Source organism: Archangium sp., from assembly GCF_057119385.1.
The window spans coordinates 126,707-152,824 of record NZ_DBNGVP010000095.1; the positions used below are offsets into that span (position 1 = coordinate 126,707).

The 26,118-nt window shown below is 69.4% G+C and carries 20 protein-coding genes; 5 read left to right on the forward strand and 15 right to left on the reverse strand.

The features are described 5' to 3' along the window. Positions 1-103 precede the first annotated feature (103 nt). Entirely contained in the window at positions 104-7,861 is a 7,758-nt protein-coding gene (locus AC16DP_RS23500) for a non-ribosomal peptide synthetase (RefSeq protein WP_329726625.1), read from the forward strand. A gap of 131 nt (positions 7,862-7,992) precedes the next feature. After that, a complete protein-coding gene (locus AC16DP_RS23505) occupies positions 7,993-9,303 on the forward strand; it encodes a golvesin C-terminal-like domain-containing protein (protein ID WP_329726624.1) in 1,311 nt (436 codons plus the stop codon). Positions 9,304-9,307: 4 nt separating this feature from the next. Here the strand turns inward: AC16DP_RS23505 and AC16DP_RS23510 are convergent, their stop codons facing one another. Genes AC16DP_RS23510 through AC16DP_RS23565 form a run of 12 tightly spaced genes read right to left on the reverse strand, consistent with a single transcriptional unit; the run spans position 9,308 to position 19,172 of the window. Continuing rightward, positions 9,308-10,711, reverse strand: coding sequence for a class I adenylate-forming enzyme family protein (locus tag AC16DP_RS23510; protein ID WP_329726623.1), 1,404 nt, complete (start codon positions 10,709-10,711; stop codon positions 9,308-9,310). 2 nt (positions 10,712-10,713) lie between these two features. Further along, positions 10,714-11,292 carry a coronafacic acid synthetase gene (locus AC16DP_RS23515; RefSeq protein ID WP_329726622.1) on the reverse strand — a complete coding sequence of 193 codons (579 nt, stop codon included), beginning with the start codon at positions 11,290-11,292 and terminating at the stop codon, positions 10,714-10,716. Continuing rightward, on the reverse strand, positions 11,289-12,410 hold the full coding sequence (locus AC16DP_RS23520) for a beta-ketoacyl-[acyl-carrier-protein] synthase family protein (RefSeq protein ID WP_329726621.1): 1,122 nt from the start codon (positions 12,408-12,410) through the stop codon (positions 11,289-11,291). Before AC16DP_RS23520 ends, AC16DP_RS23515 begins: the two co-directional genes overlap by 4 nt. After that, a complete protein-coding gene (locus tag AC16DP_RS23525; RefSeq protein ID WP_329726620.1) occupies positions 12,404-12,898 on the reverse strand; it encodes a 3-hydroxyacyl-ACP dehydratase FabZ family protein in 495 nt (164 codons plus the stop codon). The genes AC16DP_RS23520 and AC16DP_RS23525 overlap by 7 nt, the downstream gene beginning before the upstream one ends. After that, positions 12,895-13,311 (reverse strand): acyl-CoA thioesterase, encoded by a 417-nt coding sequence (locus tag AC16DP_RS23530; RefSeq protein WP_329726619.1) that lies wholly within the window; start codon positions 13,309-13,311, stop codon positions 12,895-12,897. The genes AC16DP_RS23525 and AC16DP_RS23530 overlap by 4 nt, the downstream gene beginning before the upstream one ends. Beyond that, the gene (locus tag AC16DP_RS23535; protein WP_329726618.1) at positions 13,311-14,708 is read right to left on the reverse strand and encodes an aminotransferase class III-fold pyridoxal phosphate-dependent enzyme; all 1,398 of its coding nucleotides are present in this window, start codon (positions 14,706-14,708) and stop codon (positions 13,311-13,313) included. The genes AC16DP_RS23530 and AC16DP_RS23535 overlap by 1 nt, the downstream gene beginning before the upstream one ends. After that, the gene (locus tag AC16DP_RS23540; RefSeq protein WP_329726617.1) at positions 14,705-14,977 is read right to left on the reverse strand and encodes an acyl carrier protein; all 273 of its coding nucleotides are present in this window, start codon (positions 14,975-14,977) and stop codon (positions 14,705-14,707) included. Before AC16DP_RS23540 ends, AC16DP_RS23535 begins: the two co-directional genes overlap by 4 nt. A gap of 52 nt (positions 14,978-15,029) precedes the next feature. Next, entirely contained in the window at positions 15,030-15,488 is a 459-nt protein-coding gene (locus AC16DP_RS23545; protein WP_073559293.1) for an aminoacyl-tRNA deacylase, read from the reverse strand. Beyond that, positions 15,481-16,461: an NAD(P)H-quinone oxidoreductase gene (locus AC16DP_RS23550; protein ID WP_329726616.1), complete on the reverse strand. Its 981-nt coding sequence runs from the start codon at positions 16,459-16,461 to the stop codon at positions 15,481-15,483. The genes AC16DP_RS23545 and AC16DP_RS23550 overlap by 8 nt, the downstream gene beginning before the upstream one ends. Before the next feature lie 5 nt (positions 16,462-16,466). Continuing rightward, positions 16,467-16,997, reverse strand: a complete 531-nt coding sequence (locus tag AC16DP_RS23555; RefSeq protein ID WP_329726615.1) for a MaoC family dehydratase — start codon at positions 16,995-16,997, stop codon at positions 16,467-16,469. Positions 16,998-17,030: 33 nt separating this feature from the next. Beyond that, positions 17,031-18,263 carry an 8-amino-7-oxononanoate synthase family protein gene (locus AC16DP_RS23560; RefSeq protein WP_329726614.1) on the reverse strand — a complete coding sequence of 411 codons (1,233 nt, stop codon included), beginning with the start codon at positions 18,261-18,263 and terminating at the stop codon, positions 17,031-17,033. Between the two features lie 54 nt (positions 18,264-18,317). Next, positions 18,318-19,172 carry an HpcH/HpaI aldolase/citrate lyase family protein gene (locus AC16DP_RS23565; RefSeq protein ID WP_329726613.1) on the reverse strand — a complete coding sequence of 285 codons (855 nt, stop codon included), beginning with the start codon at positions 19,170-19,172 and terminating at the stop codon, positions 18,318-18,320. Positions 19,173-19,710: 538 nt separating this feature from the next. On the opposite strand from AC16DP_RS23565, the gene AC16DP_RS23570 reads away from it, so the two are divergent. Continuing rightward, a complete protein-coding gene (locus tag AC16DP_RS23570) occupies positions 19,711-21,501 on the forward strand; it encodes a hypothetical protein (protein ID WP_329726612.1) in 1,791 nt (596 codons plus the stop codon). Between the two features lie 206 nt (positions 21,502-21,707). Here AC16DP_RS23570 and AC16DP_RS23575 read toward each other — a convergent pair whose 3' ends face one another. After that, positions 21,708-22,139: a nucleotide triphosphate diphosphatase NUDT15 gene (locus AC16DP_RS23575; protein WP_329726611.1), complete on the reverse strand. Its 432-nt coding sequence runs from the start codon at positions 22,137-22,139 to the stop codon at positions 21,708-21,710. Between the two features lie 213 nt (positions 22,140-22,352). On the opposite strand from AC16DP_RS23575, the gene AC16DP_RS23580 reads away from it, so the two are divergent. Then, a complete protein-coding gene (locus AC16DP_RS23580) occupies positions 22,353-23,456 on the forward strand; it encodes a hypothetical protein (protein ID WP_329726610.1) in 1,104 nt (367 codons plus the stop codon). Between the two features lie 25 nt (positions 23,457-23,481). Continuing rightward, positions 23,482-24,321, forward strand: coding sequence for a hypothetical protein (locus tag AC16DP_RS23585; RefSeq protein WP_329726609.1), 840 nt, complete (start codon positions 23,482-23,484; stop codon positions 24,319-24,321). Between the two features lie 25 nt (positions 24,322-24,346). Here AC16DP_RS23585 and AC16DP_RS23590 read toward each other — a convergent pair whose 3' ends face one another. Next, positions 24,347-25,633 (reverse strand): WD40/YVTN/BNR-like repeat-containing protein, encoded by a 1,287-nt coding sequence (locus AC16DP_RS23590; RefSeq protein ID WP_329726608.1) that lies wholly within the window; start codon positions 25,631-25,633, stop codon positions 24,347-24,349. Positions 25,634-25,642: 9 nt separating this feature from the next. After that, positions 25,643-26,110: a hypothetical protein gene (locus tag AC16DP_RS23595; RefSeq protein ID WP_329726607.1), complete on the reverse strand. Its 468-nt coding sequence runs from the start codon at positions 26,108-26,110 to the stop codon at positions 25,643-25,645. Between the last annotated feature and the right edge of the window lie 8 nt (positions 26,111-26,118).

The following is a 26,118-nucleotide window of genomic DNA, read 5'->3' on the forward strand; positions in this document are numbered from 1 at the left end:
CATCTCGATGTAGGCAGAGCCCGACATGGAGGTGGGCTGTCCTCTCCACTCGCCGCTCCGCTATTCTCCGCCCCCCGCCCTTCCACGCGAGACGGAATCCGAGATGACGCCAGTTCCCCGCACCACCGAGGCCACGGCAGCCCGCCCCTCTTCGACTCCCGACGACGTCCGCGTCGTTCCCGCGGCAGTCGCCCAGCGGCGGCTCTGGGTCATGGATCAGTTCGAGCCGGGCAGCTCCTTCTACAACCTGTCCACCTCCCTGCGGCTGCCGGGCACCCTCGACGCCGCCGTGCTCGAGCGCGGCCTGGATGAGCTCCTCCGCCGTCACGAGGTGCTCCGCACCACCTTCGCCTCCGTCGACGGGACGCCCATCCAACGGATCTCCCCCCCGCGGCCCTTCGCCCTGTCCATCATCGACCTGAGCCACCTGCCTCCCGCGGAGCGCCAGGCCGAGGCGTCTCGCCTGGCCACCCAGGAGGCAGGCAAGCCCTTCGAGCTCTCCACCGCCCCCCTCATCCGGGGCACCCTCCTGCGGCTCGGCGAGCAGGAGCACCAGTTCCTCCTCACGCTCCACCACACCATCTCCGACGTGCGGTCCCTGGGGGTGCTCCTGCGCGAGCTCCGGACCACCTACGACGCGCTCGCCGCCGGCCAGCCCGCGCCCCTCCCCGAGCCCTCCACCCGGTACGAGGACTTCGTCCGCTGGCAGCAGGAGTTCCTCCACGGTGAGGCCGTTGCGGGCCTGCTCGACTGGTGGCGGAAGCAGCTCGCCGGAGTCCCCAACATCCTCGAGCTGCCCACGGATCGCCCTCGGGGGACCGTCCAGAGGCAGGAGCGCGCCAGTCATTCCGTGACGCTCCCCGCGTCCCTCACCCGGGGCCTCGAGGCACTCGCCCAGCGGGAGGACGCCACGCTGTTCATGACGCTCCTCACCGGCTTCAGCACCCTGCTCCACCGCTACTCCGGCCAGGAAGACGTCGTCGTCGGAGCCCGTGTCAGCGGCCGCACCCGGCCCGAGCTGGAGAACGTCGTTGGCCCCATCGCCAACACGCTCGCCTTGCGCAACAACCTGTCGGGCTCCCCTCGTTTCGTGGAGCTGCTCGCCCGCGTGCGCGAGGTCACGCGCGCCGCCCTGGCCCACCAGGAGCTTCCCTTCGAGACGCTCGTCGAGGCGATCCAGCCAGAGCGCAACCTCGGCCACGCGCCCATCTTCCAGGTGATGTTCGACCTGCAGGACGCGCTCACGGCCAGCGCTGGGGCGCCCGTGATCGCCCGGAGCGCCAAGACCGATCTGACGCTGTTCATGGCCCGGACGGCCGAGGGCCTGAGCGCCACCTTCGACTACGACATCGACCTCTACGACGCCGAGCGCATCCAGCGCATGGCCGGCCACTTCCAGCTGCTGCTGGAGTCCGCGGTCGCGCGGCCCTCCCAGTCCATCTCCTCGCTCCCGATCATCCCCGAGGCCGAGTGGCGCACCCTGCGCGAGTGGAACTCCGCCACCTTCGACTTCCCTCGCGACCGGTGCGTCCACGAGATCTTCTCCCAGCAGGCCGCCCTCACCCCTGACGCTCCCGCCGTCACCTACGGCCCCAGGTCCTTCACCTATCGCGAGCTCGACGAGCGCTCCAACCAGCTCGCCCGCCACCTGCGCGCCCAGGGCGTCGGCCCCGAGGTCCTCGTCGGCCTGTGCGTCGATCGCTCCGTGGACCTCATCCTGGGCATCATGGGCATCCTCAAGGCGGGCGGTGCCTACCTGCCCCTGGATTCCGCCTACCCCGCCGAGCGTCTGGCCTTCATGCTCGAGGACGCCAGCGTCAGCGTGCTGCTCGTCCACCAGGACAAGCTCCGGCGCTTGCCCGCCTTCTCTGGCCCCATCGTCCGGCTCGACGCCGACGCGGACCTGAAAGCCATCGGCCGCGAGTCCGCCGAGCCGCTTCCTCCCACCGCCTGCCCCGACAACCTCGCCTACGTCATCTACACCTCGGGCTCCACCGGCAGGCCCAAGGGCAGCGCCATCTACCACCGCACCATCTTCGCCCTCGTGGACGACAAGGACCTGCACCCCTTCGGCCCGAAGGACCGCGTCGCCCAGACGTCCAACATCTCCTTCGACCCCAGCGTCTTCGAGATCTGGGGCGCGCTGACCCACGGCTCCCACCTGATGGGAATGACCGCCGACCCCGCGCGTGCGCCCGAGGACTTCACGGCCCAGGTGCGGGACCAGGCCATCAGCGTCATGTTCTGCAGCACGGCGGTGCTCAACCTCCTGGCGCGCCAGTACCCGGCGACCTTCCGGAACGTCGACACGCTCTTCTTCGGTGGCGAGGCGGCGGACCCCACCGCCCTGCGCGAGCTCTTCAAGCACGGCCCTCCGCGCCGGCTGGTCAACGGCTACGGCCCCACCGAGTGCACCGTCTTCTCCACCTACTACGATGTCGCCACGCCGCCGCCCGCCGGCTCGTCCGTGCCCATCGGCCGGTCCCTGGGCAACGGCGCCATCTACATCCTCGACAAGCACATGCAGCACGTCCCCATCGGCGTGCCCGGTGAGCTCTACGTCGCCGGTGAGCGGCTCGGCCGCGGCTACTTCAACCGCCCCGATCTCACCGCTCGCATCTACGTGCCCGACCCCTTCAGCTCCACCCCGGGTGCCCGCCTCTACAAGACGGGGGACCTCGGGCGCTTCCTGCCCGACGGCCGCATCGAGTACCTGGGCCGCATCGACCACCAGGTGAAGATCCGCGGCTTCCGCGTGGAGCTGGGGGAAATCGAGGAGCAGCTGCGCCTGCACTCCAGCGTCAAGGATTGCACCGTGCAGGCCGTGGAGGCCGGCGGAGACCGGAAGATCGCCGCCTGGTTCGTCCCCCGCGAGAACGCCGCGCCCACCGCGTCCGAGCTGCGCTCCTTCCTGCGCGAGCGCCTGCCGGAGCACATGCTGCCGGCCTCCTTCACGACCCTCTCCGAGCTGCCGCTCACGCCCAACGGCAAGGTGGACCGGCGCGCCCTGCCCGCTCCCGACACCACGCGCGGAGACGAGGACAGCTATCAGCCTCCGAGCACCCCCACCGAGAAGACGCTGGCCCGGCTCTGGAGCTCGCTGCTGGAGCTGGAGCAGGTCAGCGTCCATGACAACTTCTTCCACCTCGGTGGCCACTCGCTGCTCGCCACCCAGCTGCTCACCCGCGTCAACGAGACGTTCCGCCTCCAGCTCCCCCTGCGCCGCATCTTCGAGGCCCCGACCCTCGCGCAACAGGCGGAGGTCGTCGAGGCCACCCTGCGCAACGGCGCGACGGATCTGCGCCCGGAGCTGCGGCCCATCCCCCGCGGCGGCGACCTCCAGATCTCCTCCACCCAGGAGCGGATCTGGCTCATGGAGCAGCTGCACCCCGGCAACCTCGCCTACCGGATCCTCGTCTCCTACCGCATCACCTCGCCGCTGGACGTCGCCGTGCTCCAGCGCAGCCTGGATGAGCTGCTGCGCCGGCATGAGGCGCTCCGCACCCTGCTCGTCGCCACCGGCGAGGGGGTCCCCGTGCAGCGGATCGCTCCTCCTGGACCCTTCTCCCTGCTCGTCACGGACCTGAGCCACCTGCCCCCCGCGGAACGCGAGGCCGAGGCCGCGCGCATGTCCCTCGTGGAGCTCCATCGGACGCTCGACGTCACCACCGGCCCGCTCATCCACGGCACCCTGCTGCGGCTGGGCGAGCAGGAGCACCAGCTCCTCATCACGGTCCACCACATCGTCTCCGATGGCTGGTCCCTGCGGGTGATGATGCCCGAGCTGCGCACCCTCTACGGGGACTTCGCCGCGGGCCGGCCCTCGTCGCTCCCCGAGTTCCCCCTCCAGTACGCGGACTTCGCCGCCTGGCAGCGGCAGTGGCTGAAGGGCGAGACCCTCGACCAACTGCTCGCCTACTGGAAGAAGCAGCTCGCCGGAGCCCCCGCCATCCTCGCGCTGCCCACGGACCGGCCGAGGCCTCCCGTCCACCGCTACAAGGGCGACATCCTGACCATCCGCCTGGGCGAGACGCTCACCCGGGCCATCGAGAACCTCGGCCGCGAGAAGGGTGTCACGCTGTTCATGACGCTCCTGGCCGGCTTCAACGTCCTGATGCAGCGCTACTCGGGCCAGGATGACATCGTCGTGGGCTCGCCCATGGCGGGCCGCATCCAGCCCGGACTCGAGCGCATCATCGGCATGTTCATCAACACGCTCGTGCTGCGCAGCGACCTGTCGGGGGACCCGACCTTCGTGGAGCTGCTCGGCCGCGTGCGCGAGACCACCCTCGGCGCCTACTCCAACCAGGAGATGCCCTTCGAGAAGCTGGTCGAGGACATCCAGCCGGAACGCACCCTCAGCCACTCGCCGATCGTGCAGGTGACGTTCGTGCTGCAGAGCGTGCCCACGCTGGAGGCGGATCCGTCCGCCCCGCTGCAGATGACCGCCACCGCGGAGCCGTGGGAGCTGTACAGCGGCGCGTCCAAGAGCGACCTGACGCTGTTCATGGCCCGGTATCCCGAGGGCCTGAGCGCCACCTTCGAGTACGACACCGATCTCTTCGACCGTGAGCGCATCCAGCGCATGGCCGAACACTTCCAGATGCTGCTGGAGGCCGCGGTCGCCCAGCCCGCTCAGCCCATCTCCTCGCTGCCGATCCTCACCGACGCCGAGCGGCGGACTTTGCGCGAGTGGAACTCCGGCACCCGCGACTTCCCTCGCGACCGGTGCGTCCACGAGCTCTTCTCCCAGCAGGCCGCCCGGACTCCGGACGCTCCCGCCGTCACCTACGGCCCGCACTCCCTCACCTACCGCCAGCTCGACGAGCGCTCCAACCAGCTCGCCCGCCACCTGCGCTCCCAGGGTGTGGGCCCCGAGGTCCTCGTCGGTCTGTGTGTCGATCGCTCCGTGGATCTCGTCGTGAGCATCCTGGGCATCCTCAAGGCGGGTGGCGCCTACCTGCCGCTGGACTCCTCCTACCCCTCCGAGCGCCTGGCCTTCATGCTCGAGGACGCCAGCGTCAGCGTGCTGCTCGTCCACCAGGACAAGCTCCAGCGCCTGCCCGCCTTCTCCGGACCCGTCGTCCGGCTCGACTCGGATTCGGACCGGGAAGCCATCCGCGGCCAGTCCGCCGAGCCGCTTCCTCCCGCCGCCTGCCCGGACAACCTCGCCTACGTCATCTACACCTCCGGCTCCACCGGCAGGCCCAAGGGCAGCGCCATCTTCCACCGCGGCATCTGCGCCCTGTCCTACGACAGGGACTTCCACCCGTTCTCCCCGACGGACCGCGTCGCGCAGGCCTCCAACGCCTCGTTCGACCCGAGCACCTTCGAGATCTGGGGAGCCCTGCTGCACGGTGCGCATCTGGTGGGCATCACCGCCGACCCCGCGCGTGCACCCGAGGACTTCACCGCCCAGGTGCGGGACCAGGGCATCACCGTCATGTTCGTGACCACGGCGGTGCTCAACCTCCTGGCGCGCCAGTACCCGGCGACCTTCCAGAACGTCCACACCCTCGTCTTCGGTGGCGAGGCGGCGGATCCCCTGGCGCTGCGGGAGATCTTCAAGCACGGGCCTCCGCGGCGGCTGGTCAACGGCTACGGCCCCACCGAGTGCACCGTCTTCTCCAGCTTCCACCCCGTCGCCTCGCCGCCGCCCGTGGGCCTTCCCGTGCCCATCGGCCGGCCCCTGTCCAACGGCCCCCTGTACATCCTCGACAAGCGCCTCCAGCACGTGCCCGTCGGCGTGCCCGGTGAGCTCTACGTCGCTGGCGAGCGCCTGGGCCGCGGCTACTTCAACCGCCCCGAGCTCACCGCCCGCATCTACGTGCCCGACCCCTTCAGCGCCACCCCGGGTGCCCGCATGTACAAGACGGGTGACCTCGCGCGCTTCCTGCCCGATGGCCGCATCGAGTACCTGGGCCGCATCGACCACCAGGTGAAGATTCGCGGCTTCCGCGTGGAGCTGGGGGAGATCGAGGAGCAGCTGCGCCTGCACCCTGGCGTCAAGGACTGCACCGTGCAGGCCGTGGAGGTCGGTGGAGACCGCAAGCTCGCCGCCTGGTTCGTTCCCCGCGAGCAGGCGCCCACCGCGTCCGAGCTGCGTGCCTTCCTGCGCGAGCGCCTGCCGGAGCACATGCTGCCGGCCTCCTTCACCGAGCTCGCCGCCCTGCCGCTCACGCCCAACGGCAAGGTGGACCGCCGCGCCCTGCCCTCGGCCGAGCCCACGCGGAGCGACGATCACAACCACGTCCCTCCGCGCACGCCCACCGAGGAGGCCCTGTGCCGTATCTGGGCCGCTCTCCTGGAGGTGGCGCGTGTCGGCATCCACGACAACTTCTTCCACCTCGGCGGCCACTCGCTGCTCGCCACCCAGCTCATCTCCCGCATCCGGACGGAGTTCGGGGTGCAGCTGCCCCTGCGCTTGTTGTTCACGGGTCCCACGGTGGCCGAGATGGCGCAGCACCTCGGCGAGCGGCCGGGACAGGTGGTTCCCGTCGTGGAGCTCCAGCGCGCGATTCCGCCGCTGGTCCATGCGCCTCGCGGCGGCTCGCTCGCGGTGTCCTTCACCCAGGAGCGCTTCTGGCGCTTCTTCCAGCGCGCCCCCGAGTCCAGCGCCTACAACATCCCCTGCGCGTTCCGGCTGCGCGGCCGGGTGGATCCCCGCGCCATGCGGGGCGCCTTCCAGGCGCTCATCGCCCGGCACGAGTCCCTGCGCGCCACCTTCTTCGAGGAGCAGGGCCGCCTGCGGCAGCGGATCTCCGACTCGGTCGACTTCCAGATGCGGGAAGTGGATCTGCGCGGGCGGGAGAACGGCGAGGACGAGGCCCGCAAGCTCATGGCCGAGGGCGCCGCACGCCCGTTCGATCTGACGCGCGGACCGCTGCTGCACGCCACGCTGATGCGGCTGGCGGACGAGGATTCCCTGCTGTTCTTCTGCGTGCACCACATCGCGTCGGACGGCTGGTCCATGGGCGTCATGGCCCGCGAGCTGGGCGCGCTGTACTCGGCGCTGGTCGACGGCCGTGAGCCCGAGCTGCCGCCGCTGCGCTTCCAGTACCCGGACTACGCGGCCTGGCAGCGGAGCTGGCTGGCCGGTGAGGAGCTGGAGCAGCGGCTCGGGTACTGGAAGAAGGCGCTGGCGGGCGCACCCACGGAGCTGGCGCTCCCCACGGACAAGCCGAGTCCTCCGACCCGGACCTTCCAGGGCACCTACCGCGATGTCGTCTTCGGCCGGGAGCGCAGTGCCGCGCTGCATGCGCTCTGCCAGCAGGAGCGGGTGACGCCGTACATGGCCATTCTGTCGGCGCTCGGCACCGTGCTGGCCCGGCGCTCGGGTCAGGAGGAGGTGGTGATTGGCTCGCCCATCGCCAACCGGCTCCTGTCGGATGTCGAGCCGCTCATCGGCATCTTCGTCAACGGGCTGGCCCTGCGCGTGGACTTGAGGGGCACGCCGGGCTTCCGCGAGCTGCTGCGGCGGGTGCGCGAGGAGACGCTGGGTGCCTTCGCGCACCAGGAGGTGCCCATCGACCTGGTGGCGGCGACGGTCGCGCCACAGTCTCCGCCGAACCGCTCGCCCCTGTTCCAGGTGATGTTCGTCCTGCAGAACGCCCCGGAGTCGCCGCTGGAGATGAAGGGACTCACGGTACAGCCGTACGGGGTGGACCGCGGCAACGTCACCTACGAGCTCGCGCTGTCGCTGCAGGAGACGTCCGAGGGCTTCGCCGGTGTGCTGGAGTTCAACACCGACCTGTTCGCGCCGGCCACTGGCGAGAGCATTCGCTCGGAGGTGATCCGGTTGCTGGACGCCGTGCTGGCGAATCCGGAGCTGCCGGTGGGTCCGGGCATGCGGGAGGTGTGAGGTAGCGCGGGCGCCCTCTTCCTCCGGGAGAGGGTGCCCGGGCCTGTGTCCGGGCGCAGGTGAAACGAACACGTGAATTCCTGGGATTGGGGCTTTTTCTCATCTCCATTTCGCGCTACGAGCGCGGTCCCATGAAGACCTCTTGTACGCGCCACGTCCTGTCCCCCTCACTGCTCGCCCTCGCCGGTCTGCTCGGGCTGTCCTCCTGCGCTCCCGAGACACTCGAGCAGGAGGAGCCCGGCACCCTCCGGTCCGCCCTCTACTACCCCTCCATCACCTACGGCACGCTCCAGACGCTCGCGCCCGGGGTGACGTACCGGCACGCCAGCGACGTGTCGGTGCCCTGGCAGCTCGACATCATCGAGGTGGACCTGGCCAACCCCAATGTGGAGCTGGTGCCGCTGGTGCGCGCGGGGACGGGCGTGGAGCGGACGAGCGCGATGGCGGCCAGGGCGGGCGCCATCGCCGCGGTGAACGCGGGGTACTTCGCCAGCACGGGACAGTCCTACAGCCACATCGAGGTGGATGGGACCGTCCTGGCGACGAATGCCTCCTCGCGGCCGGCGCGCTCCACCTTCGGCCTGTCGGCCCAGCACAACGCCACGCTGCTCCAGGTGCGGGTGGACTCCACCAACACCCCCGTGCCCGCGGAGCCGGCCTACGGCTCCATCCTCGATGCCATCGGCGGAGGCCCCAACCTGGTCACCAACGGCGTCGTGGACGTGCGGGACGTGGAGGAAGGCTTCGATGCGGCCAGTGGCATCGGCGCCACCACCCGTAGCCCCCGCACGGCCCTGTGCCACAAGAGCGCCTCGAAGAAGGTCTACCTGGTCACGGTGGATGGCCGCCAGAGCGGCTGGAGCGTGGGCATGACCCTGGCGGAGATGGCCCGGCTGCTCGTGGACCTGGGGTGTGATCGGGGCATGAACTACGACGGAGGCGGCTCGACGACGGCCTGGGTCAACGGCGCGGTGGTGAACCGGCCCTCGGATGGCACGGAGCGCTCGGTGGTCTCGGCCTGGGGCGTGGTGCCGTCCTTCGTCATCGACAACGGCGACGCCGAGTTCAGTGCGGTGGGCACCTGGACCGTCTCGGCCAACGCCGGCTACTACGCCACGGAGTCGCTGTACCGTGTCGGCGGCACGGGCGCCAACAGCGCGACGTGGCGCCCCAACCTGGCCCGGAGCGGCAAGTACAACGTCTACGCGTGGTGGGTGAGCTCCAGCAACCGTGCCTCCGCCGCGCCCTTCGATGTGCGCCACGCGCTGGGCACCACCCGGGTGACGGTGGACCAGCGTGCCCAGGGCGGTCAGTGGAACCTGCTGGGCACCTTCTCCTTCAACGCGGGCACCGCGGGGGCGGTGACGCTGACGGATGCGGTGCCCTCCAGCCAGGTGCTCTCCGCGGATGCGGTGAAGTTCGTCTACGCCGGCACGCTGTAGTCACCTACTTGTGCAGCGAGGTCGTGGCCTCGTCCGCGGACACCACCTGGATGCTCCGCGGGCGCTCGGCGATCTTCAGGAGACGCGCGAGCGCTCCAGCCAGTTGCTCGGTGGGGCTCGGCGTGCCCGCCACCGTCAGCACCATCTCGTAATCATCCCCCTCCGAGCCGGAGATGATCTGCGTGCGCGCGGTAATCACACCCGGGAGCGTCGTGGCCAGACGGCGAACCGAGGCCATGCAGATCTTCTCGCCGCCCTTCACGAGGAAGTCCGAGAACCGCCCCTGGAAGTACAGGTAGCCCTCCGCGTCGATCTCGAACCGGTCTCCGGTGGCCAGCACTCCGGGAGCACGCAGAGCCAGGAGCTTCTCGCCCTCCACGAAGCCGATCCGGCGCTTCATCACCGTGTCCGAGGACACGATGAGCTCCTTGTGCCCACCGGGGCGGGGAGACAGCGACACCTGGACTCCAGGCAGCGGCAAACCCACCGAGGCGAAGCGGTGCTCCGGCTCCGCATGGGCCGCCAGCGTCGCGACACGGGGCCCGGCCTCCGAGAGGCCATAGGTGAGGTACAGCTCGCCCTTGGGCCGCAGGCGGAGCAACTGGGCCACGTGCTGCGGGGAGAGCACGTCCCCACCCACCCCCAGACAGCGCGTCTCCTCGGGGAAGGGCCCACCGTGCTGGAGCAGCGAGCGCACCAGGAGCGGCGTCAGCGCGGAAACGGTGATGCCACGCTCGGCGAGTATCCGCAGGTACGAGGCGGGCTGGAACGGAGGCCCGCGGATGATGAGGTCCGCGCCACGCAGCAGCGAGGCGAAGGCCTGCGCCACCATCGAGTACGAGTAATACAGCGGCAGGTCCACCAGCACCCGGTCGCCCGAGCGCAGCCCGACGGCATCGGCATGGCGGAGCGCATTGCGGAACAACGCCGCCAGGTCGAACACGCACCCACTGGCGAAGCCCGAGGTCCCGGACGTCAGCAACACCATCTCCCCGGGTTGCGCCCCCGGAGGCAGCGTGTCGGAGAACAGGGCCACCTCGGCCCTGCCCAGGTTGAAACGCTCCACGTCCTGGGCCTGGGGAGCCGGGCGGCGCATGGCCACCAGCGCGCGAGCCGGGAGCGCCTCCACGAGCGACTGCTGCCGCGAGGCCGGCGCGGACGGAGACACCAGCGCGGGCACGCCCCGGGCGAGCAGGATGCCAAAAACATGGGCCAGCAGCCCGGCACCATTCGGGAGGGCCACGAGGACGACATCTCCCGGCCGCAGACCGTGGGCCCGCCACGAGGCGGCGAGCTGCTCCACCGAGTGCTCCAGGGGCCCGGAGTCGGTCAGGTCCTGGATGCGGTCCAGGAACCCCTGGATGGAAGACAGGGACACACCAGCCAGCTCAGCGGGCGATTGGTTCATGGTCACGAGGCTCGAGGAAGGAGGGTCCGCACGACGAGCGCCGGGTCCACGCCCGGTCCCGTACCCCGGGTGAGCACGACACAGGCGGCGTGGGGCGGCTCCCCGGGGAGGGAGGCCGTGGTTCCGATGAGCGCGTAGTCGACGACACCGCGCGAGAGCCACGCGGCGGAGAGCGCCAGGGCCGTCCCCACGCCGTCCGGCACGGGCAGGGTCAGGGCGAGCGTCGGCCCCCGCAGGGCGTGGACGATGCACGCCAGGCCGGCGGGGGCGCTCGGGGTGGACGAGGGAAAACGGATGGGAGAGGCGAAGCCGCGCTGCGCCTCGCTGGCCACCTGGGCCATGGCCTCGCGCGGGCCCTCGGGGCCCAGCTGGATGAGCGAGCACCGGTCCTTGGCGGCCTGGAAGGCCTCGCCCAGGGGCGCCGTGGCCTCACCGACGGCGAGCACCAGGGCCCAGGCCATGGGGTCCGCATACCGAACGATCGTCTTCACCCGGGCCGCATACGGGTTGGACGCCTCCCCGCGCGCCACCGCGCTGCCAGACAGCACGAGCGCGCTCTCTCCAGGAACGGACGGGCTCATCGCGGCACCTCGAAGACGAGGGAGGTATCGAAGCCTCCGAACCCGAGCGTCAGGCTCAAGCCGAAGCGGGCCTGATGGCGGACCGGCTTGCCCACGGGGAGAGGACAGGGGAAGTCGGGGTCCGGCTGCTCCAGGCCGACGACGGGAGGAACCACGCCCTCGCGCAGCCCGAGGATGAGCGCGATGGCCTCCAGCGCGCCGGTGGCGCCGAGGCTGTGCCCGAAGGCCCCCTTGGTGGCGAACACGAGCGGAGCCGCGCTCGCGCCGAAGACGGCCCGGAAGGCCTCCGCCTCCGCCCGGTCATTGAGGGGCGTGGCCGAGCCATGCGCGTTGATGAGGCCGATATCGCTGGGGGACAGCCCCGCGTCCGTGATGGAGCGGGAGATGGCGAACCGGGCCCCCGCGGCGGACGGGTCGGGAGACGTCATGCTCGCCGCGTCATTGGCCGAGCCAGCGCCGCGGAAGACGGCGAACACCGGCGCCGAACGCGCCTGGGCATGCGCCATGGACTCGAGCACGAGGAAACCCGCCCCCTCGCCGAGCAGCATGCCGTCATGGCCCTGGTCGAAGGCGCGCAGCCGCGTGGGCGACATCGTGGAGAGCGCCGAGTGCGCCAGCCGCTTGCTCTGGGCGAGCACATCCACGCCGCCGCAGACACACACCTCGGCCAGCCCGGCGCGAATCAACTCCGCGCCCACGAGGATGGCATCCGCCCCCGAGGAGCAGGCGGTGGAAATGGCAACGGGCGGAGCAGTCGAGCCAACCGTCCGCGCGACCTCCTCCACCCAGGCGTGGAGCGGACCTTCCCGCTCCTGCGCATCATCGAGATACGCGCCCAGGCTCGTTCCGAGCACCAAGCGCGCGTTGGAACCACCCGTCGCCAGACCGGCCTCGGACAGGGCACGGCCCAGCGTCTCCACCGCCAGACGGCGCAGGCGGGGCGCGGGGGCGTCCTCCGAGGGGCGGACCACCGCGGCCAGCCCGTTGCGCAGACGATGCGGAGAAGGGATCTCCACGAAGCCGTGCTCGCCCGCCAGCAGCCGGCGCCACACCTCGTCGAGTCCATTGCCGAGCGCCGTGCTCCACGCGGCGCCGGTCACGGCGACGGGCGTTACCATAGGGGCGAGCCCAGCTCCGAAACCTTGGTGCGGACCAGACTGGCGCGGAACGCCGCCACGCGGTTGCCGCCCACCGTCATCTTCCCGGAGTACTGGAACATGTTGCCCACCAGGCGGTTGGCGGTAATCCGCAACACGATCTGGTCTCCCGGCACGACGACCTTGAAGAAGCGCGAGTCCACCGAGCCGATCAGCGTCAGCTCGTCCTCGGCCAGCATGGAGGTGCTCATCTGGTAGAGGATGATGCCGGCCTGGGCATTGGCCTGCATGAGGTTGCTGCCCGGGTAGATGGCGCGCTCGGGGAAGTGGCCGGCGATGCAGTCCACGTTGCCCGAGATGGAGATGAGCGCCTCGAGGAACTTGCCGGGCTCATGGTCCGTGATGCGATCCAGGAGGACCATCGGGTGGCGGTGCCGCAGCCACTTGCGCAGCTCGGTGAAGCCCAGGGGCTTGGGCTGACGCACTTCGTTCGCGGGCGTGGCGCTCACGGGGACGGGGCCTGCTGCTGCAGCGCGGCCTTCAGGTTTTCCGGGATGCATACGGGTGCTCCACTCTCATGGTTGACGACGGCCAGATCCAGACTGCCGGAGGCGAGCAACACGGGCTCGGGACCGGTGCCCTCGCGGTACACCTTCACCACGACCTTGAGGCTCGCGGGCCCCACGTTCTCCAGGGCCGGGACGAGCAGCATCACGTCCCGGAAGCGCGCGGCGTTGCGGTAGGTGATCCGCAAGTCCCTCACGCGCAGCTCGAGCCCTTGAGCCTCGAACACGCCGAGCCCGACGCTCCGGCGCTCCAGCTCGTCCAGCGCCGCCGTCTCCATCAGAGAGGCGTAGCGGGAGAAGTGGACGACGCCGGCGGCATCGGTGTCGACGTGCTCGACGCGATGACGCACTTCCATTACGGCGTCCCCTCGGCGAACTTCCGGACGCCCTTCTGGATGCGCGCGACCAGCTCGCGCAGGTCATCCGCGCCCGCGATGAGGGGCGGCGCGATGCGCATGGCGGGGAACGTGTAGCGCAGCCCGTGCGAGCGCTTGCCCGCGCCGGCCATGAACTCCACGAAGGCGCCCGCCTCGATGACCCGGGTGCGCAGCTTGTTGAGGGCACCCGCGGACTTCTCGGTCAGCTCGATGCCATTCATGTAGCCCAGGCCGCGGACCTCGCGGAACAGCTCGGGGAAGGCCTCCACCACGTCCTTCTTCAGCCGGCCGCGCAGCTCCTCGCCCAGGGGACCGGCGCGCTCGACGAGCTTCTCCTCCACCAGGTACTGGAGACCGGAGCGCAGCACCGCGCTGGTGAGGGGCCGCAGGTCCGACGTGGACACCGCGCCGCTGGAGCGCACGGACAGCTCGCGCCGGGCGATGACCATGGACGTGGAGACGACACCCATGCCGAGGCTCTTGCCGATGACGGTGATGTCGGTGGGGATGGGCCCCTGCTCGTCCGTCATGCCGAAGAACCGGCCCGTCTTGGCGAAGGTGAGCACCTCGTCGGCCACGAGCAGCACCTCGTGCTCACGGCACAGCGCCGCCAGCCGGCGCAGGTAGCCGGGAGGAGGCACGATGATGCCGCCATCACCCTGGATGGGCTCCACGAAGACGGCGGACAGCTTGCCGCCGTTCTCGGCGAAGAAGCGCTCGAGGATCTCCGGCTCGGCGTACGGCAGGAAGGACACCTCCAGACCGTAGGGAGCCTCGGTGCTCGGCTGGGGCAGACCGAGGCGATAGTGCCGGCGGTTGAGCAGGCTGAGCAGACCGCCCGTCCACCCGTGCCAGGCACCCTCGAAGGCCAGGATGGTCCGCCGGCCCTCACGGCCCGCCTTCGGCGACAGCCGGCGCCGGTCGAAGCCGGACTCCAACACCAGCCGCAGCGCGAGCTCCAGACCCTCGGAGCCGGAGTTGCGGCCGCTCGCGTGGTACTGGTCGCCCGGGAAGCGGTCCGCCCAGAGTCCACCCGGGCCGAACAGCTCCTCCAGCAACTGCACGCGCGCCAGCGAGCCCAGCTCGTCCGTGACGTAGCCGCTGCTCTCCAGGCCCTCGCGCAGCGCCTGCTGCATGCGGGGGTGGCCGGCGCCCAGACAGGCACTGGCGTAACCGCCGCTCGCATCCATCACCTCCAGCACCAGGCCCGCGTCCGGACCCTCGAGCGGCACCATGTGCTGCACGAGCCCGCGCGCCTGGAGACAGGAGAACGGCAGACGCCCACCGGCATAGTGGTCCATCTGCAGCGCCATGCCGGCGCGCAGCCGCTCCACGTCCTGGGGGCTCAGCCTCTCGCCCACGGCGGGCACCTTCATTGCGCCACTCCCTGCGCGGCCTGGAGGTTGGAGATGAGCGACGCCAGCTGGTTCACGGTCCGGAAGGTGTCCGCGTTGAAGTCCTCATCGGAGATGCGGATCTTGAACTGGTCCTCACAGATGACGCGCAGCTCGAGGAAGCCCACCGAGTCCAGGCCGATGACGGACTGCAGGCCATCGTCCAGGCCGATCTGGTCCTCGGGGATCTCCACGAAGAGGTTGGTGACCAGGATCTTCTTGAGGCTGGATGTCAGTGCTTCGTTCTTCATGGTGTGCGAATCCTCGCTTGGGGGGAGTGTCTTCAGGGTTCTCTTCGGAGCCCTACCGGCTCACGCACCCGAGGGTGCCTTTCGTCACGCGCAACAACTCCTGGGGCCGGATCCGGAGCAACAGCTCGGGGCGGCCGCCACCGCCATACCCCTCGGGGTACTGGAGCACCGCCTCATCGAGGATGACGCGGAGGGGCTTGGGGTAACCCAGTGGCGGCGTGCCGCCGGGAGGATACCCCGTTTCCTGGAGAGCGAGCTCCTCGCTGGCGAAGGACACCTTGGCGCACCCCGCCACGCGGGCCACGGCCTTGAAGTCCACGCGCTTGTCGCCCGGCAGCACGGCGACCAGCACCTCGCCGGTGTCCGCGCGGAGCACGAGCGACTTGAAGATGCCGCCCACGGGAATGCCGAGCTGCTGCGCCGCGGCATCCGCCGTCTTCATGGGCACCTGGAGCTCGATGAGCTGCGCGTCCACGCCCTCGCGCGCCAGGAAGTCTTTCAAATCAACCATGGCTCAGGACGATCTTCCCGATGTTGCGGTTGGCTTCCATCTCCGCCTGGGCCTCCGAGAACCGCTCCAGCGGGTACTCGGCGTGGACCACGGGAGTCAGCTGCCCCCGGGCGAGCACCTCGGCCCAACGCCGGCGGAAGTGCGCGTTCACCTGGCGCTTCTCGTTCATCGGCCGCAGCCGCAGCGACGAGCCCTTGATCTGCAACCGGCGCTGCACGACCTTCAGCAGGTCCAACCCGGCCGACATCCCGTCCAGCAACCCCACCACCACGAGGCAGCCCTCGTGCTTGAGCAGGGACAGGTTGCGCTCCAGGTACGCGCCGCCGATGAAGTCCATCACCAGCTCGACGCCCTCGTCCCGGGTCAGCCGCATCACCTCGCGGGCGAAGTCCTGCTCCTTGTAGTTGAGGGCCTCGTCCGCCCCGATGGCGCGCAGGGCCTCCACCTTCTTCTGTGAGCCCACGGTGCAGTACGCGGTGGCCCCGATGTGCTTGATCATCTGCACCATGGTGGTGCCGATGCTGCTGGCGCCCGCGTGGACGAGCACCGAGTGCCCGGGCTGGAGCCCGCCCAGCGCGAACAGCGTCTCATTGGCCGTGAGGAAGGACTCCGCGGTGGCCGCGGCCTCGCGGAAACCAAACGACTCGGGGATGGGGTTGGCCATGCCCTGGTCGAGCAGGCAGTAGTCGGCGAACGCGCCGCCCTCCACCACGCCGTAGACGCGCTGTCCCCGGACGAAGCCCTTCACGTTCTCGCCCCAGTCCTCCACCGTGCCGGCGATCTCCACGCCGGGGATGGCCGACTGGCCCTCGGGCACCTTGTAGATGCCCTGGCGCTGGAGGATGTCCGCGCGGTTGAGCGCACTGCCGTGCACCCTCACCAACAGCAGGTCCCCCGTGGCCACCGGCTTGGGGACCTCGCGCAGCTTCACCACCTCGGGCCCGCCAGAGCCCTCGTAGACAACGGCTCGCATGGTGCTCAGTACCCCGCCTTTTCCTCGATACCCTTCTCGCGCGTCGGCACGAGGAAGCTGCGCTCGAACGAGAGGAACTTCTCACCCGTCGCCTTGAGGCCCACCGTCTCGCAGGTGATGATCCCCTCGCCCGGACGCTTCTCGGAGGGCCGCTTCGCCAGGATGCGGCTCTCCGCGTAGAGCGTGTCCCCCGCGAAGACGGGGTGCGTGAGGCGGATTTTATCCCAGCCGAGGTTGGCCACGGCCCGGCCGCTCGTGCTGCGCACGCTCATGCCGCACACGATGCTGAACGTCACCAGCGAGGAGATGAGGGGCTTGCCCCACTGCGTCTCCTCGCAATACGCCGCGTCGATGTGGAGCGGCGACGGATTCATGCTCAGCAGGTTGAAGAGGAGGTTGTCGGCCTCCGTCACCGTCCGGCCAGGACGGTGCTCGAAGACATCCCCCACGGTGAAGTCCTCGAAGTAGAAGCCGATGACCTCGCGGTACCGCTGCGGTCCGACCTGCTTGTATCCCGTGATGCCGGTGCCATCCATGAGGGCTCGTCCTCGCGCCGCCGCGGGCGGGGGTCAGAAGTGGGCGACGATTTCCTTGACGGTGGCGCAGAAGGCGAGGACCTGCGCCTCGTCCATGTCCGCGCGCAGCATGAGGCGCACGCCCGCCTCGCCCTTGGCGACGATGGGGAAGAACACCGCCGAGCAGTAGTACCCCCGCTTGTACAGCTCCTTGGACAGCCGGACGGCCTTCTCCTCCTCGCCCACCGGGAGCAGGCGCACGGGCATGCCGTTGCCCGCCAGCTTCGTGGGGAACTCCCGGTCGAACAGGGCGATGTTGCGCTGCAGCTTCTCCTGGAGCTGCCCCAGCTCGGGCGAGCGGTGCAGCGCGATGCTCGCCAGCGAGGCGCCGATGGAGGGAATCTGCATGTTCTGCGACCAGGCCAGCGGACCGCCGTTGCGGTTGACGAAGTCGAAGATCTTGTCGCTGCCCAGCATGGCCACGCCACCGGACGTCCCGAACGCCTTGGCCATCGAGGCGACGATGAGCGTCAAGGGGTTCATCTTCATGCGCGAGCGCACGTAGCCCTCACCGTTCTTGCCGGTGATGGACAGCGAGTGCGAGTCGTCGAAGTAGAGGAAGAGCCCGTAGCGCTCCTGGAGCTGGAGCAGCCCCTCGAGCGCCGTCAGTCCGCCCATGGAGTAGGCGCCATCGGCCACGTAGGCCACGCGCGGGTACTTCTTGCAGACGTCCTCCAGGAAGTTGAGGTCGTTGTGGGGGCTCGTCAGCGTCAGGCTCTCATCGCCGCAGATGGGCTTGATGTAGGCCATGGAGAAGTGACAGAAGCGGTCGAACACCATCACGCGCGGCTTGCCATCCTCGGTGAGGTGGCCCGAGGCGATGAGCGGCAGGATGCCGGAGGACAGCGCGCTGCACGAGGCGCCGAGCAGGGCCGGGCCGCCGTAGAGCGAGCTCAGCTCCTCCTCCAGGCGCACCAGCAGGTTCGGCCGGATGCGCACGGTGGACAGCGACAGGCTGGTGGTGCCGCACTCCTTGAGCGCGTCGATGGCGCCCTGGAGGATCTTCGGGTGGTGGTTGAGCCCGAGGTACGAGCACGAGCACAGCACCATGAACTCGTGGTTGTGCGCCGTGTCGATGAGCCGGTTGTTGGAGTCGAAGTCCACCTTGATGCCGATGAGCCCGTCCTCGGCGGCGCGCAACCAGCCGCGGTCGCCCACGGCGATCATCTTCTCGTTGTTGCGGTACTGCCGGGGGCCCACGACGTTCGGGGCGGTGCTCGACTCCATGGAGACTCCTCTCAAAGGGTGGCTGACGTGTGTGGTGCTGCCGGGGCGCGGGGCTCAGCCCTCGCGATTCCCGAACTCCTCGAGCATCCGCCGGGCGGCCTCGATGAACGGGGTCCCCATCATGGTCCCATCCACGACGGCGATGTTGAAGTCCTTGGCCTGGCTCTCGGCCAGAATCTTCCGGGCCTTGGCCAGCATGCGCTCGTCCGGGGAGAAACCGGGCTGGATGACTTCGATCTGCCCCGGGTGGATGGCCACCTTGCCGCTGAAGCCCATGTTCCGGGCGAGCGAGACCTCGCGGCGCAGCTCCTCCACGTTGGGGATGTCGAAGAAGGGCGAGTCGATGACGTGCAGGTTGGCGGCGCGCGCGGCGGTGACGAGCCGCGCACGCGCGTAGTACAGGGGCTCCCAGGACAGGGACGCGCCGATGTTGAAGGAGAAGTCCGCCGAGCCGAAGACGAAGCCCTTGAGCCGCGGCGTGGCCCGGGAGATGGCGTCCACGTTCTCGATGCCCCGGGCCGTCTCCACCAGCGCGAGCAGGTCCACCTGGGCGCCCTGGGAGCCGAGCACCTGCTCGACGATCTCCAGGTCGCGCGGCGACTCCGTCTTGGGCAGCATGATGACGTCCGGCTTGACGGCGTAGTCGCGGATGGCGAGCAGGTCGCGCAGGCCCTCCGGCCTGGTGATGGAGTTGATGCGGACGGCCCGGCGGCCGGAACCGGAGGCGGTGCGCGGCGCGGTGAAGAAGGCCTCGGCCTTGGCCCGCGCGGCGTCCTTGAAGGGCGCGGCCACGGAGTCCTCCAGGTCCACCAGACTCATGTCTGCACCGGACTGCTGCCCCCGGGCGAAACGCTCGACCGCCAGCGCCGGGGTGAACAGGATGGAGCGGCAATACGTGGTGAATCTCATGGCTGGCTGCCTCCGAGGGCGAGAGGACTGCCCCGCCTCACCCGTCCCCCAGGGCGGCCCACCGCCTGGAAACACGAACTCTGGCGGTTACGCGGCATTCGTTGATTTGCCGACTGTCTGGCTACCCTTGATTTCGCGCGGCGTCAAGGCGGGCAGACCCCCATGCCGCGCCTCCCCACCACGGCCTGTCTTTGATGGAATTTTCCACCTCGTGACCGCCTCTCCACAGAGTGGAAACCGGCCCCAAACCAACGCGTCGCGCATTGACCTCCCGGGTGGCGGATGTGGTAGGCGCCGCCGGGCCGGTTCCCCCCGCCAAACCAGACATCTCACGTCTCGCGATGGCAGCCGTCTCGACATGACAGTCATTGGCGTCCTCGCGGTGCCAGCGATCGCCCGCCCTCCAGGCAGGCGTGCGTCCAGCGGTCCTGCTCGCATCACGAACGCCGGGCCGGTGCTCACTCCGCATGAACCACACCCAGCTGGAGCAGCCCTTCCGCGCCTGAGACTCCCGGGCTCGCTCCCAGGAGCCCCCCGCATGAGTCAGGAAGCCGTATCCGTTGAGCCCCACGAGACGCTGTACGTGCCCATGCGGCGTCGCTTCACGCGCGAGTACGTCACCACCCCCGAGGGCAACCGGGAGCTGCACCTCTTCTTCGGCATCAAGGAGATCACGATCGACGAGCCGGACCTGCACTCCTTCGGAGAGGCCCTGCTCCAGCAGGACCAGTTCATGGCCGGCAGCGCCACCACGTGGAGCGAGGGAGCGCCCTACCCCTGGGAGCGCGTGAGGGAGCTGCTCGAGGCCCTCCTGGCCGAGGAGATCCTCTCGCGCGAGGCCCCGAAGCCCTCACCCCGGGCCGAGCTTCATCAGCGCTTCCTGGAGACCGAGGACCGGCGGGAAGCGCCCACCGAGCCCCTGTGGTGGAACCCGGACTGCGCCCGCGTCATGGAGCGGTTGACGGGGCGTCCGTTGGAGCTGGGCTTCCTCGAGGCGGTGCTCCCGTTGCATCGCGTGGCCCACCCGGCGTTCGACGCGGAGGGCCGCCATGTCGGGGAGATGAACGTCTTCCCGGAGGCCATGCGCATGAAGCTCCCGACGGAGTGGAAGGCGTGTCCCTACCCGGGCAGCCGCTTCCGGGACGAGGCGATGATGAACGTGACGGCGCTCCGGGCCATGACGCGGCACTGGAAGGCCGTGCTGCAGGGGGTGCTCGCGGTCCGCGAGGAGTTCCTGCGCCGCCGTCCCCTGCTCCCGGATGGGCGCTGGCGGCTCGGGGATCTCCACGCCGTCTCCTACGCCGTGCTGGCCCTGCCCACCCTGTTGCTGATGCGCGGCCACGACCCCGTCTCCAACGGCGGGTTGGATCCCATCCTGTCCTCCATGTTCCGGGTGACGGATGGGGTGCGGATGGTGACGTCCTATCTGCTCTACCACCCGGGAGAGCCGATGCCGTACGACACGCCCATCTCGCCGGCCGAGCTGTACCGCATCAGCGAGCATGAGAATCAGTTCCTCTCGAGCCGCGGCGTCTGCGCCGGCCCTCCGCACATGGTGGAGGAGTTCTTCGCGACGTTGATGGATGGCAAGCCCGTGGCGGGTCCACCCACGCCCCTGCCCAAGTGGGCAGCGGCCATCCCCGAGGCCATGGACTACGGGATGCTCGGGTTCCTGCTCTATCTGTTCCAGTTCACCCTCTGGGGCCGCATGTGCGAGGTCTACGACGAGATGCGCACGGCGCTCCTCCAGGTGGAGGAGCCGGGTGGTTTGCTGGGCCGGCTGCGCGCCCGGGTCGAGAGCGATTGGCAGTTGATCACGACCACGGGACTGAGCCAGCCCTCCAACCGGGACCGGGTCGAGTCCCGCCGCGTCGAGCAGTACGAGAACACCTTGCGCACCCTGAGAGGATTCCGGGAGGACACGCCACGGCACCTCCAGGACGCCTTCATCCCCGCCAGGGACGCGGTGGATGAACAGACCCGCCAGCGGCTCCGGGAGCTGCTCCGCTCACGCGCGGACGCTCCCTCGGAGGCCCGGAGCGGCGTCCTCGATACCCTCGCGGACGCCCTGGCGGAGTACCTGTCCATCGAGCGCCCGGTGCTGCGCGCCATCGAGGGGGTTCAGCACCAGGTCAATGCGTTGCTCCAGCGCCCCCACCCGGAGCGGAGCTTCTCCAGCGTGGATCTCTCGCTCAGCCACCAGCTGCGCACCGGCATCATGCGTCCGCTGCCGGATCTGCTGGAGCTGCTCCGGGATGAGCTGGGCCTCTCCGTCGAAAATACGGAGAAAACCACGCGAATCACAAACACGCCCTCCCACGCTCAATAGAGATGAAGCGAACAACCCACGAGGAGCACACACAATGAAGATCAAGACGAACATCCGCGGCGGTCTGGCCATCTCTGGCGGCTTCTATGGTGGCGGCAACTGCCGCCTGTACGCCGTCGCCTGACGTAGAGCACCCTCGGCGGAACGAGCCGCCAGCGGACGGGACACCCACCGCTGGCGACTCGTGCGTTGCGGGGCCAGCGCGCTCAGTCGCGCTCGTAGAAGCTTCCCCGGAGCAGACACGCCACCCCGCGTCTGCTCGCCTCGAAGTGGGGCTCGGGAAGCTGGCGAGGATCGTACCAGCCCCACCCCTCACACTTGCCGGGCTCCATCACCCCGGGCTCTCCGCGGAACCGCCGGGTGTGCAGGATGACCGAGACGTGGTGCTTGCCCGTGCGCCGGAAGGTCTCGAGGTTGTTGGTGACGGCGATGACCCTGGGGTGGAGCAACTCCAGACCCGTCTCCTCCCGGACCTCCCGGATGGCGCCCTCCTCGAAGGTCTCGCCCGGCTCCAGCAGCCCGCCAGGAATGGAGTAGAGGCCGCCCTGCCAGCCCTTGCGCTGGCCCAGCAGGATCTCCTCCCCTCGTTGGATGATGACCCCGAGCCCGACGCTCGGGTGCTCCGGTTTCTGGCTCATGTGCGCACCCCCTCGTGACACTCAGTCACACTTGTCTCTCCTGGCCCGCGAGGTCGGAAGCGGGGCTTTCCAGGATGCCAACGATTCCCAAGATGGGATATGCTTTTCCCAGTTCGTGAGAGTCCCGTCCATGGCCCCGTGTGGGGGTGCTTTTCGAGGGGAAGTACAGGATGCTCGTGGGTCGACCCGACCGCTTCTACCCGAGGAGCACTCATGAGAAGACCGCTTGCCCTGCTCTCGCTGTTGGCCCTGACGAACACGGCCTGTCCCAGCACCGTGGACCCCCCGGACCCCGGCCCGACGGACCCCGTCCCGACGGATGCCTTCGCGCTGGACCCGGTGCCCGCGGGTCAGGGGTTCCAGTACATCACCCGGGAGACCGAGGTCCCCCAGGGTGTCGAGCAGCAGGACTGCTACTTCTTCAAGGCGGGAGACATCGCGGCGGCCAACGGCATGTCGCCGACCGAGCCCATCAACCTGCACCGCATCCAGATCTCCCAGCGGGATGGCTCGCACCACATGAACATCTACCGGGTGCGCACCATCGTGGGGCTGGACCCGGCCAATGGTGAGTTCCAGCCGGCCTCCAACGGCTCGGGCCCCTGCTTCAACAGCGCCAACTGGGCGGACTGGCCCCTGCTGGCCAACACCCAGCAGGATGGGACCATCGACTGGACGTATCCGGAGGGGGTGGCCAATGTCATCCAACCGGAGGAGTGGTTGATGTTGCAGTCGCACTTCGTCAACGCCTCCACCCAGAAGACGCCGCAGAACTACGGCCGGGTGTGGGTGAACTTCTGGGTCATCCCCAAGGAGCAGGTGAAGCACGAGCTGGGCACCATCTTCGCCACCAAGCAGTCCATCCGCGTCTGCACGAAGAACCCCACGCCCACCTTCGATGGGACCTGCAATCTCAACAACAAGACGCCCGTGCAGATCATCGGAGCCAACGGCCACTTCCACAGCCGCGGCAAGGAGTTCCGCATCTACGCCTGGGATGGCATGAGCCTCGAGCGGCCTCCGGAGGACCAGCGCTTCTACACTTCGGAGGTGTGGGACGATCCCCCCATGAAGCGCTCGCCCGAGCTGGACCTCACGCTGCCCGCGGGCAGTGGCATCTGGTACACGTGCAACTACGAGTGGACGCCTCCTCCCGTGGGCTGCGCGGCCCTGGATGAGTTCGACAAGAAGAAGTACTCGACTCCCGACCGGCTGCTCGACTGCTGCTACACCTTCGGACCGCAGGTGGATCAGAACGAGCACTGCAATGCCTTCATCTATTACTACCCGAAGCAGGACAACGTGAACTGCTTCTGACGGGGCCGCAATGCGAGTGCATCTCATGAAGTCCGTTCCCGTCGTCCTGCTGTCGCTCTGTCTGGTCATGAGCTGTGACCCGGATGGCGGCGACTCCACGCAAGACGGGGGAACCAGCCAGGACGCGGGCTCGAACCCGGACGCGGGCACCGGGCAAGACGCGGGCTCGAACCAGGACGCGGGCTCGAACCAGGACGCGGGCATCCCCGATGCGGGGACGACGCCCGACGCGGGCACGGCCGAGGACGCGGGGTCCATCACTCCCGACGCGGGCACGGCTCCCGACGCGGGGTCCACTCCGGATGCGGGGACGACGACCGACGCGGGCACCATTCCCGATACAACGTGCGGCGTCCCCTACCTGGGGGATCCCAATGGGGCGCTCGACTTCAAGATCAAGGCGCTGGGGCCTGACTGGACGTCCTCACCGCTCACCACGGGGAGCACCCTCACCGTCATCGAACCGATCCAGGGCGGGCGGGTGTCGTTCGTCGGCGTGTACGACGTGGTCAACATCGACCCCTGTGGTGTGAAAATCCTGGGCGCGCTGAGGGATATCCCGACCGGCAGGGTCCAGCTCGACGCACGGACCGCCAACCTGCAGCGGCATCCGGACGGCCGGGGCTCGAACATCGACGCGGACGACGCCTCGTTCTCCAACATCCCGCTGTGCCCCAACCAGTGGTCCAGCAGGGACCTCTACGACCAGGAGTACGAGCTCGTCGTCATCCTCAAGGATCGCCTGGAGAAGAAGGTCCTCCAGAAGACCCTCACCGTCCGCCCCGCCTGCAACGTGCCCGGGGAGGATGCGTTCTGCCGGTGTATCTGCAAGGCGGGCTACGTGTTGGGCTCGCCCTGCCCGTAGCAAGGAAGGACCCGCGCTCCAGGACTCACCTGGGGCGCGGCGTTCCCCGCGCGCGTCGGCGCAACAGGGCCACCAGGAGCAGCGGGGCCATCCCCGCGCTCCCGGCCGCGGCACCGCACCCGTCCGGCTTCGGAGGTACTTCGTCGTCGGGCACTCCAGCGTCCGTTGGAGCGGGCGAGACGGTTGCGCCGAGCTCCTGCGCGAGCTGAGGCCACAACGGCGTGCACAGCTCCCTCACGGGCGTGCCCGCCGGGCACTGGTGGACGCCCTGCACACCGCGAAGGCTGAAGAGGGGCTCCCAGGACGTGCCCTCGTCGGTGCTGCGAGCCAGGGCCCACTCGTGCACCCAGGTGGAGCCGCAGGCGAAGAGAGCATCGCCCTCGCGCGTCACGCACGCATTGCCCGTGGGCTGGGACAACGGAAGGAAGGACTCGCCCTCGCGCCCCCGGTACAGGTGAGTGTAGGTGGCCACCCAGGTGGTCCGGCCATCGGCCGAGACGTCCATGTCGACGAGCGGGTCCTCCTGCGCCAGCACGGACGTGAGCGTGCGGCCCCCATCGTCACTGCGCAGCACGGTGTAGAGGATGCCGCCCGCCGGAGTCCGCGAGGACACGCGCATCCACAGCACGTCTGGATTCGCGGGGCTCACCGCCAGCAGCTTCAAGTCATACGCGCCCTCGAGCTCCGTGGGGAATGACTGGGGCAGGTCCTCCCAGGTCTCGCCCGCGTCGCCGCTGCGGAAGAGGTACATGGCGTAGCCCTTCCAGCCGCTGAGGTAGAGGCGCTTCGGGTCGGAAGGGGCCACGCGCACCGCGGAGAAGACGGCATCACGGCTCAGCGAGGTGGGCGACCACGTCTCCCCGCCATCCCGCGAGCGGTACAGGAGGTTGGTCACCGCGGGCCTTCCCGTGGCCACGTAGAGCAGGGAGTCATCCGTGGGGTGCTCGGCGAGGCTGGAGACCCAGGCGTCCTGGAACGCCGTGGAGGCAGCCCAGGTGCACCCGCCATCGCGCGAGCGCAGCAGCGCCTTGCCGGTGGCCGTGAGGATGTCTCCCCCCGAGAGCCACACGTAGCGTTCCGGAGGCCATCTGCCATAACCCATGGCCTCCTCGCACACCCAGCGCCAGGCGGCGCCGCCGTCGCGGGAGATGAGCGTGCCCCGGGTGAAGCCCATCAACCGGTCTTCCGGGTGTCCCCGGCGCGAGGTGTAGCTCTGGGTCTCCATCAAGCCCCCGTGTGCATGCACGGAGGCCGCGGACAGCAGGCCCAGGCAGGTGAGGAGTCTCCAGGACGCCATGGCGTGGAGTTTCATGAATCCCCTCTATTCGAGCACGGCGCCCTGTTGAATCCACAGCTCCAGCATGTCGAGGGACTCCTGGGGAAGCGGCGTGCTGCGCTGGGGCATGCGCTCGCCACAGGAGCTCGAGGCGCACGGCAGGCCCGTGTAGTCCCCCGTCACCTTGCGCAGCAGGAAGCTTCCCGAGGGGTTTCCCGGGTCCACCAGCGGCAACGAGGGCTCGCGGACGCTCTTCTCCTTCAACCGGGCCAGGAGCGCGGCGGCGTCTCCGGTACCGGTGGTGAGCTGGACGTGGCCCGCCGACTGGGCGGTGCCATGACACCCCGAGCCGAAGCCACACGAGCCCTGGAAGAGGGGAACCACGTCCTGGGTGAAAGTGGGGCGCTTCTCCATGGGCGCCCCGCCTCCGTCACAGCCTCCCGCCAGCGCCAGGCCACCCAGGAGGAACACCCAGCGCCGCAGCCGCTTCCCGCCGGGCAGGAGAGAGGTCACCGCATCTC

Excerpts from the sequence above, each read along its gene's own strand:
- AC16DP_RS23500 (WP_329726625.1), top strand. The coding sequence starts at position 104 with ATGACGCCAGTTCCCCGCACCACCGAGGCCACGGCAGCCCGCCCCTCT.
- AC16DP_RS23505 (WP_329726624.1), top strand. The coding sequence starts at position 7,993 with ATGAAGACCTCTTGTACGCGCCACGTCCTGTCCCCCTCACTGCTCGCC.
- AC16DP_RS23510 (WP_329726623.1), bottom strand. The coding sequence starts at position 10,711 with ATGAACCAATCGCCCGCTGAGCTGGCTGGTGTGTCCCTGTCTTCCATC.
- AC16DP_RS23515 (WP_329726622.1), bottom strand. The coding sequence starts at position 11,292 with ATGAGCCCGTCCGTTCCTGGAGAGAGCGCGCTCGTGCTGTCTGGCAGC.
- AC16DP_RS23520 (WP_329726621.1), bottom strand. The coding sequence starts at position 12,410 with ATGGTAACGCCCGTCGCCGTGACCGGCGCCGCGTGGAGCACGGCGCTC.
- AC16DP_RS23530 (WP_329726619.1), bottom strand. The coding sequence starts at position 13,311 with ATGGAAGTGCGTCATCGCGTCGAGCACGTCGACACCGATGCCGCCGGC.
- AC16DP_RS23535 (WP_329726618.1), bottom strand. The coding sequence starts at position 14,708 with ATGAAGGTGCCCGCCGTGGGCGAGAGGCTGAGCCCCCAGGACGTGGAG.
- AC16DP_RS23540 (WP_329726617.1), bottom strand. The coding sequence starts at position 14,977 with ATGAAGAACGAAGCACTGACATCCAGCCTCAAGAAGATCCTGGTCACC.
- AC16DP_RS23545 (WP_073559293.1), bottom strand. The coding sequence starts at position 15,488 with ATGGTTGATTTGAAAGACTTCCTGGCGCGCGAGGGCGTGGACGCGCAG.
- AC16DP_RS23550 (WP_329726616.1), bottom strand. The coding sequence starts at position 16,461 with ATGCGAGCCGTTGTCTACGAGGGCTCTGGCGGGCCCGAGGTGGTGAAG.
- AC16DP_RS23555 (WP_329726615.1), bottom strand. The coding sequence starts at position 16,997 with ATGGATGGCACCGGCATCACGGGATACAAGCAGGTCGGACCGCAGCGG.
- AC16DP_RS23560 (WP_329726614.1), bottom strand. The coding sequence starts at position 18,263 with ATGGAGTCGAGCACCGCCCCGAACGTCGTGGGCCCCCGGCAGTACCGC.
- AC16DP_RS23565 (WP_329726613.1), bottom strand. The coding sequence starts at position 19,172 with ATGAGATTCACCACGTATTGCCGCTCCATCCTGTTCACCCCGGCGCTG.
- AC16DP_RS23570 (WP_329726612.1), top strand. The coding sequence starts at position 19,711 with ATGAGTCAGGAAGCCGTATCCGTTGAGCCCCACGAGACGCTGTACGTG.
- AC16DP_RS23575 (WP_329726611.1), bottom strand. The coding sequence starts at position 22,139 with ATGAGCCAGAAACCGGAGCACCCGAGCGTCGGGCTCGGGGTCATCATC.
- AC16DP_RS23580 (WP_329726610.1), top strand. The coding sequence starts at position 22,353 with ATGAGAAGACCGCTTGCCCTGCTCTCGCTGTTGGCCCTGACGAACACG.
- AC16DP_RS23585 (WP_329726609.1), top strand. The coding sequence starts at position 23,482 with ATGAAGTCCGTTCCCGTCGTCCTGCTGTCGCTCTGTCTGGTCATGAGC.
- AC16DP_RS23590 (WP_329726608.1), bottom strand. The coding sequence starts at position 25,633 with ATGAAACTCCACGCCATGGCGTCCTGGAGACTCCTCACCTGCCTGGGC.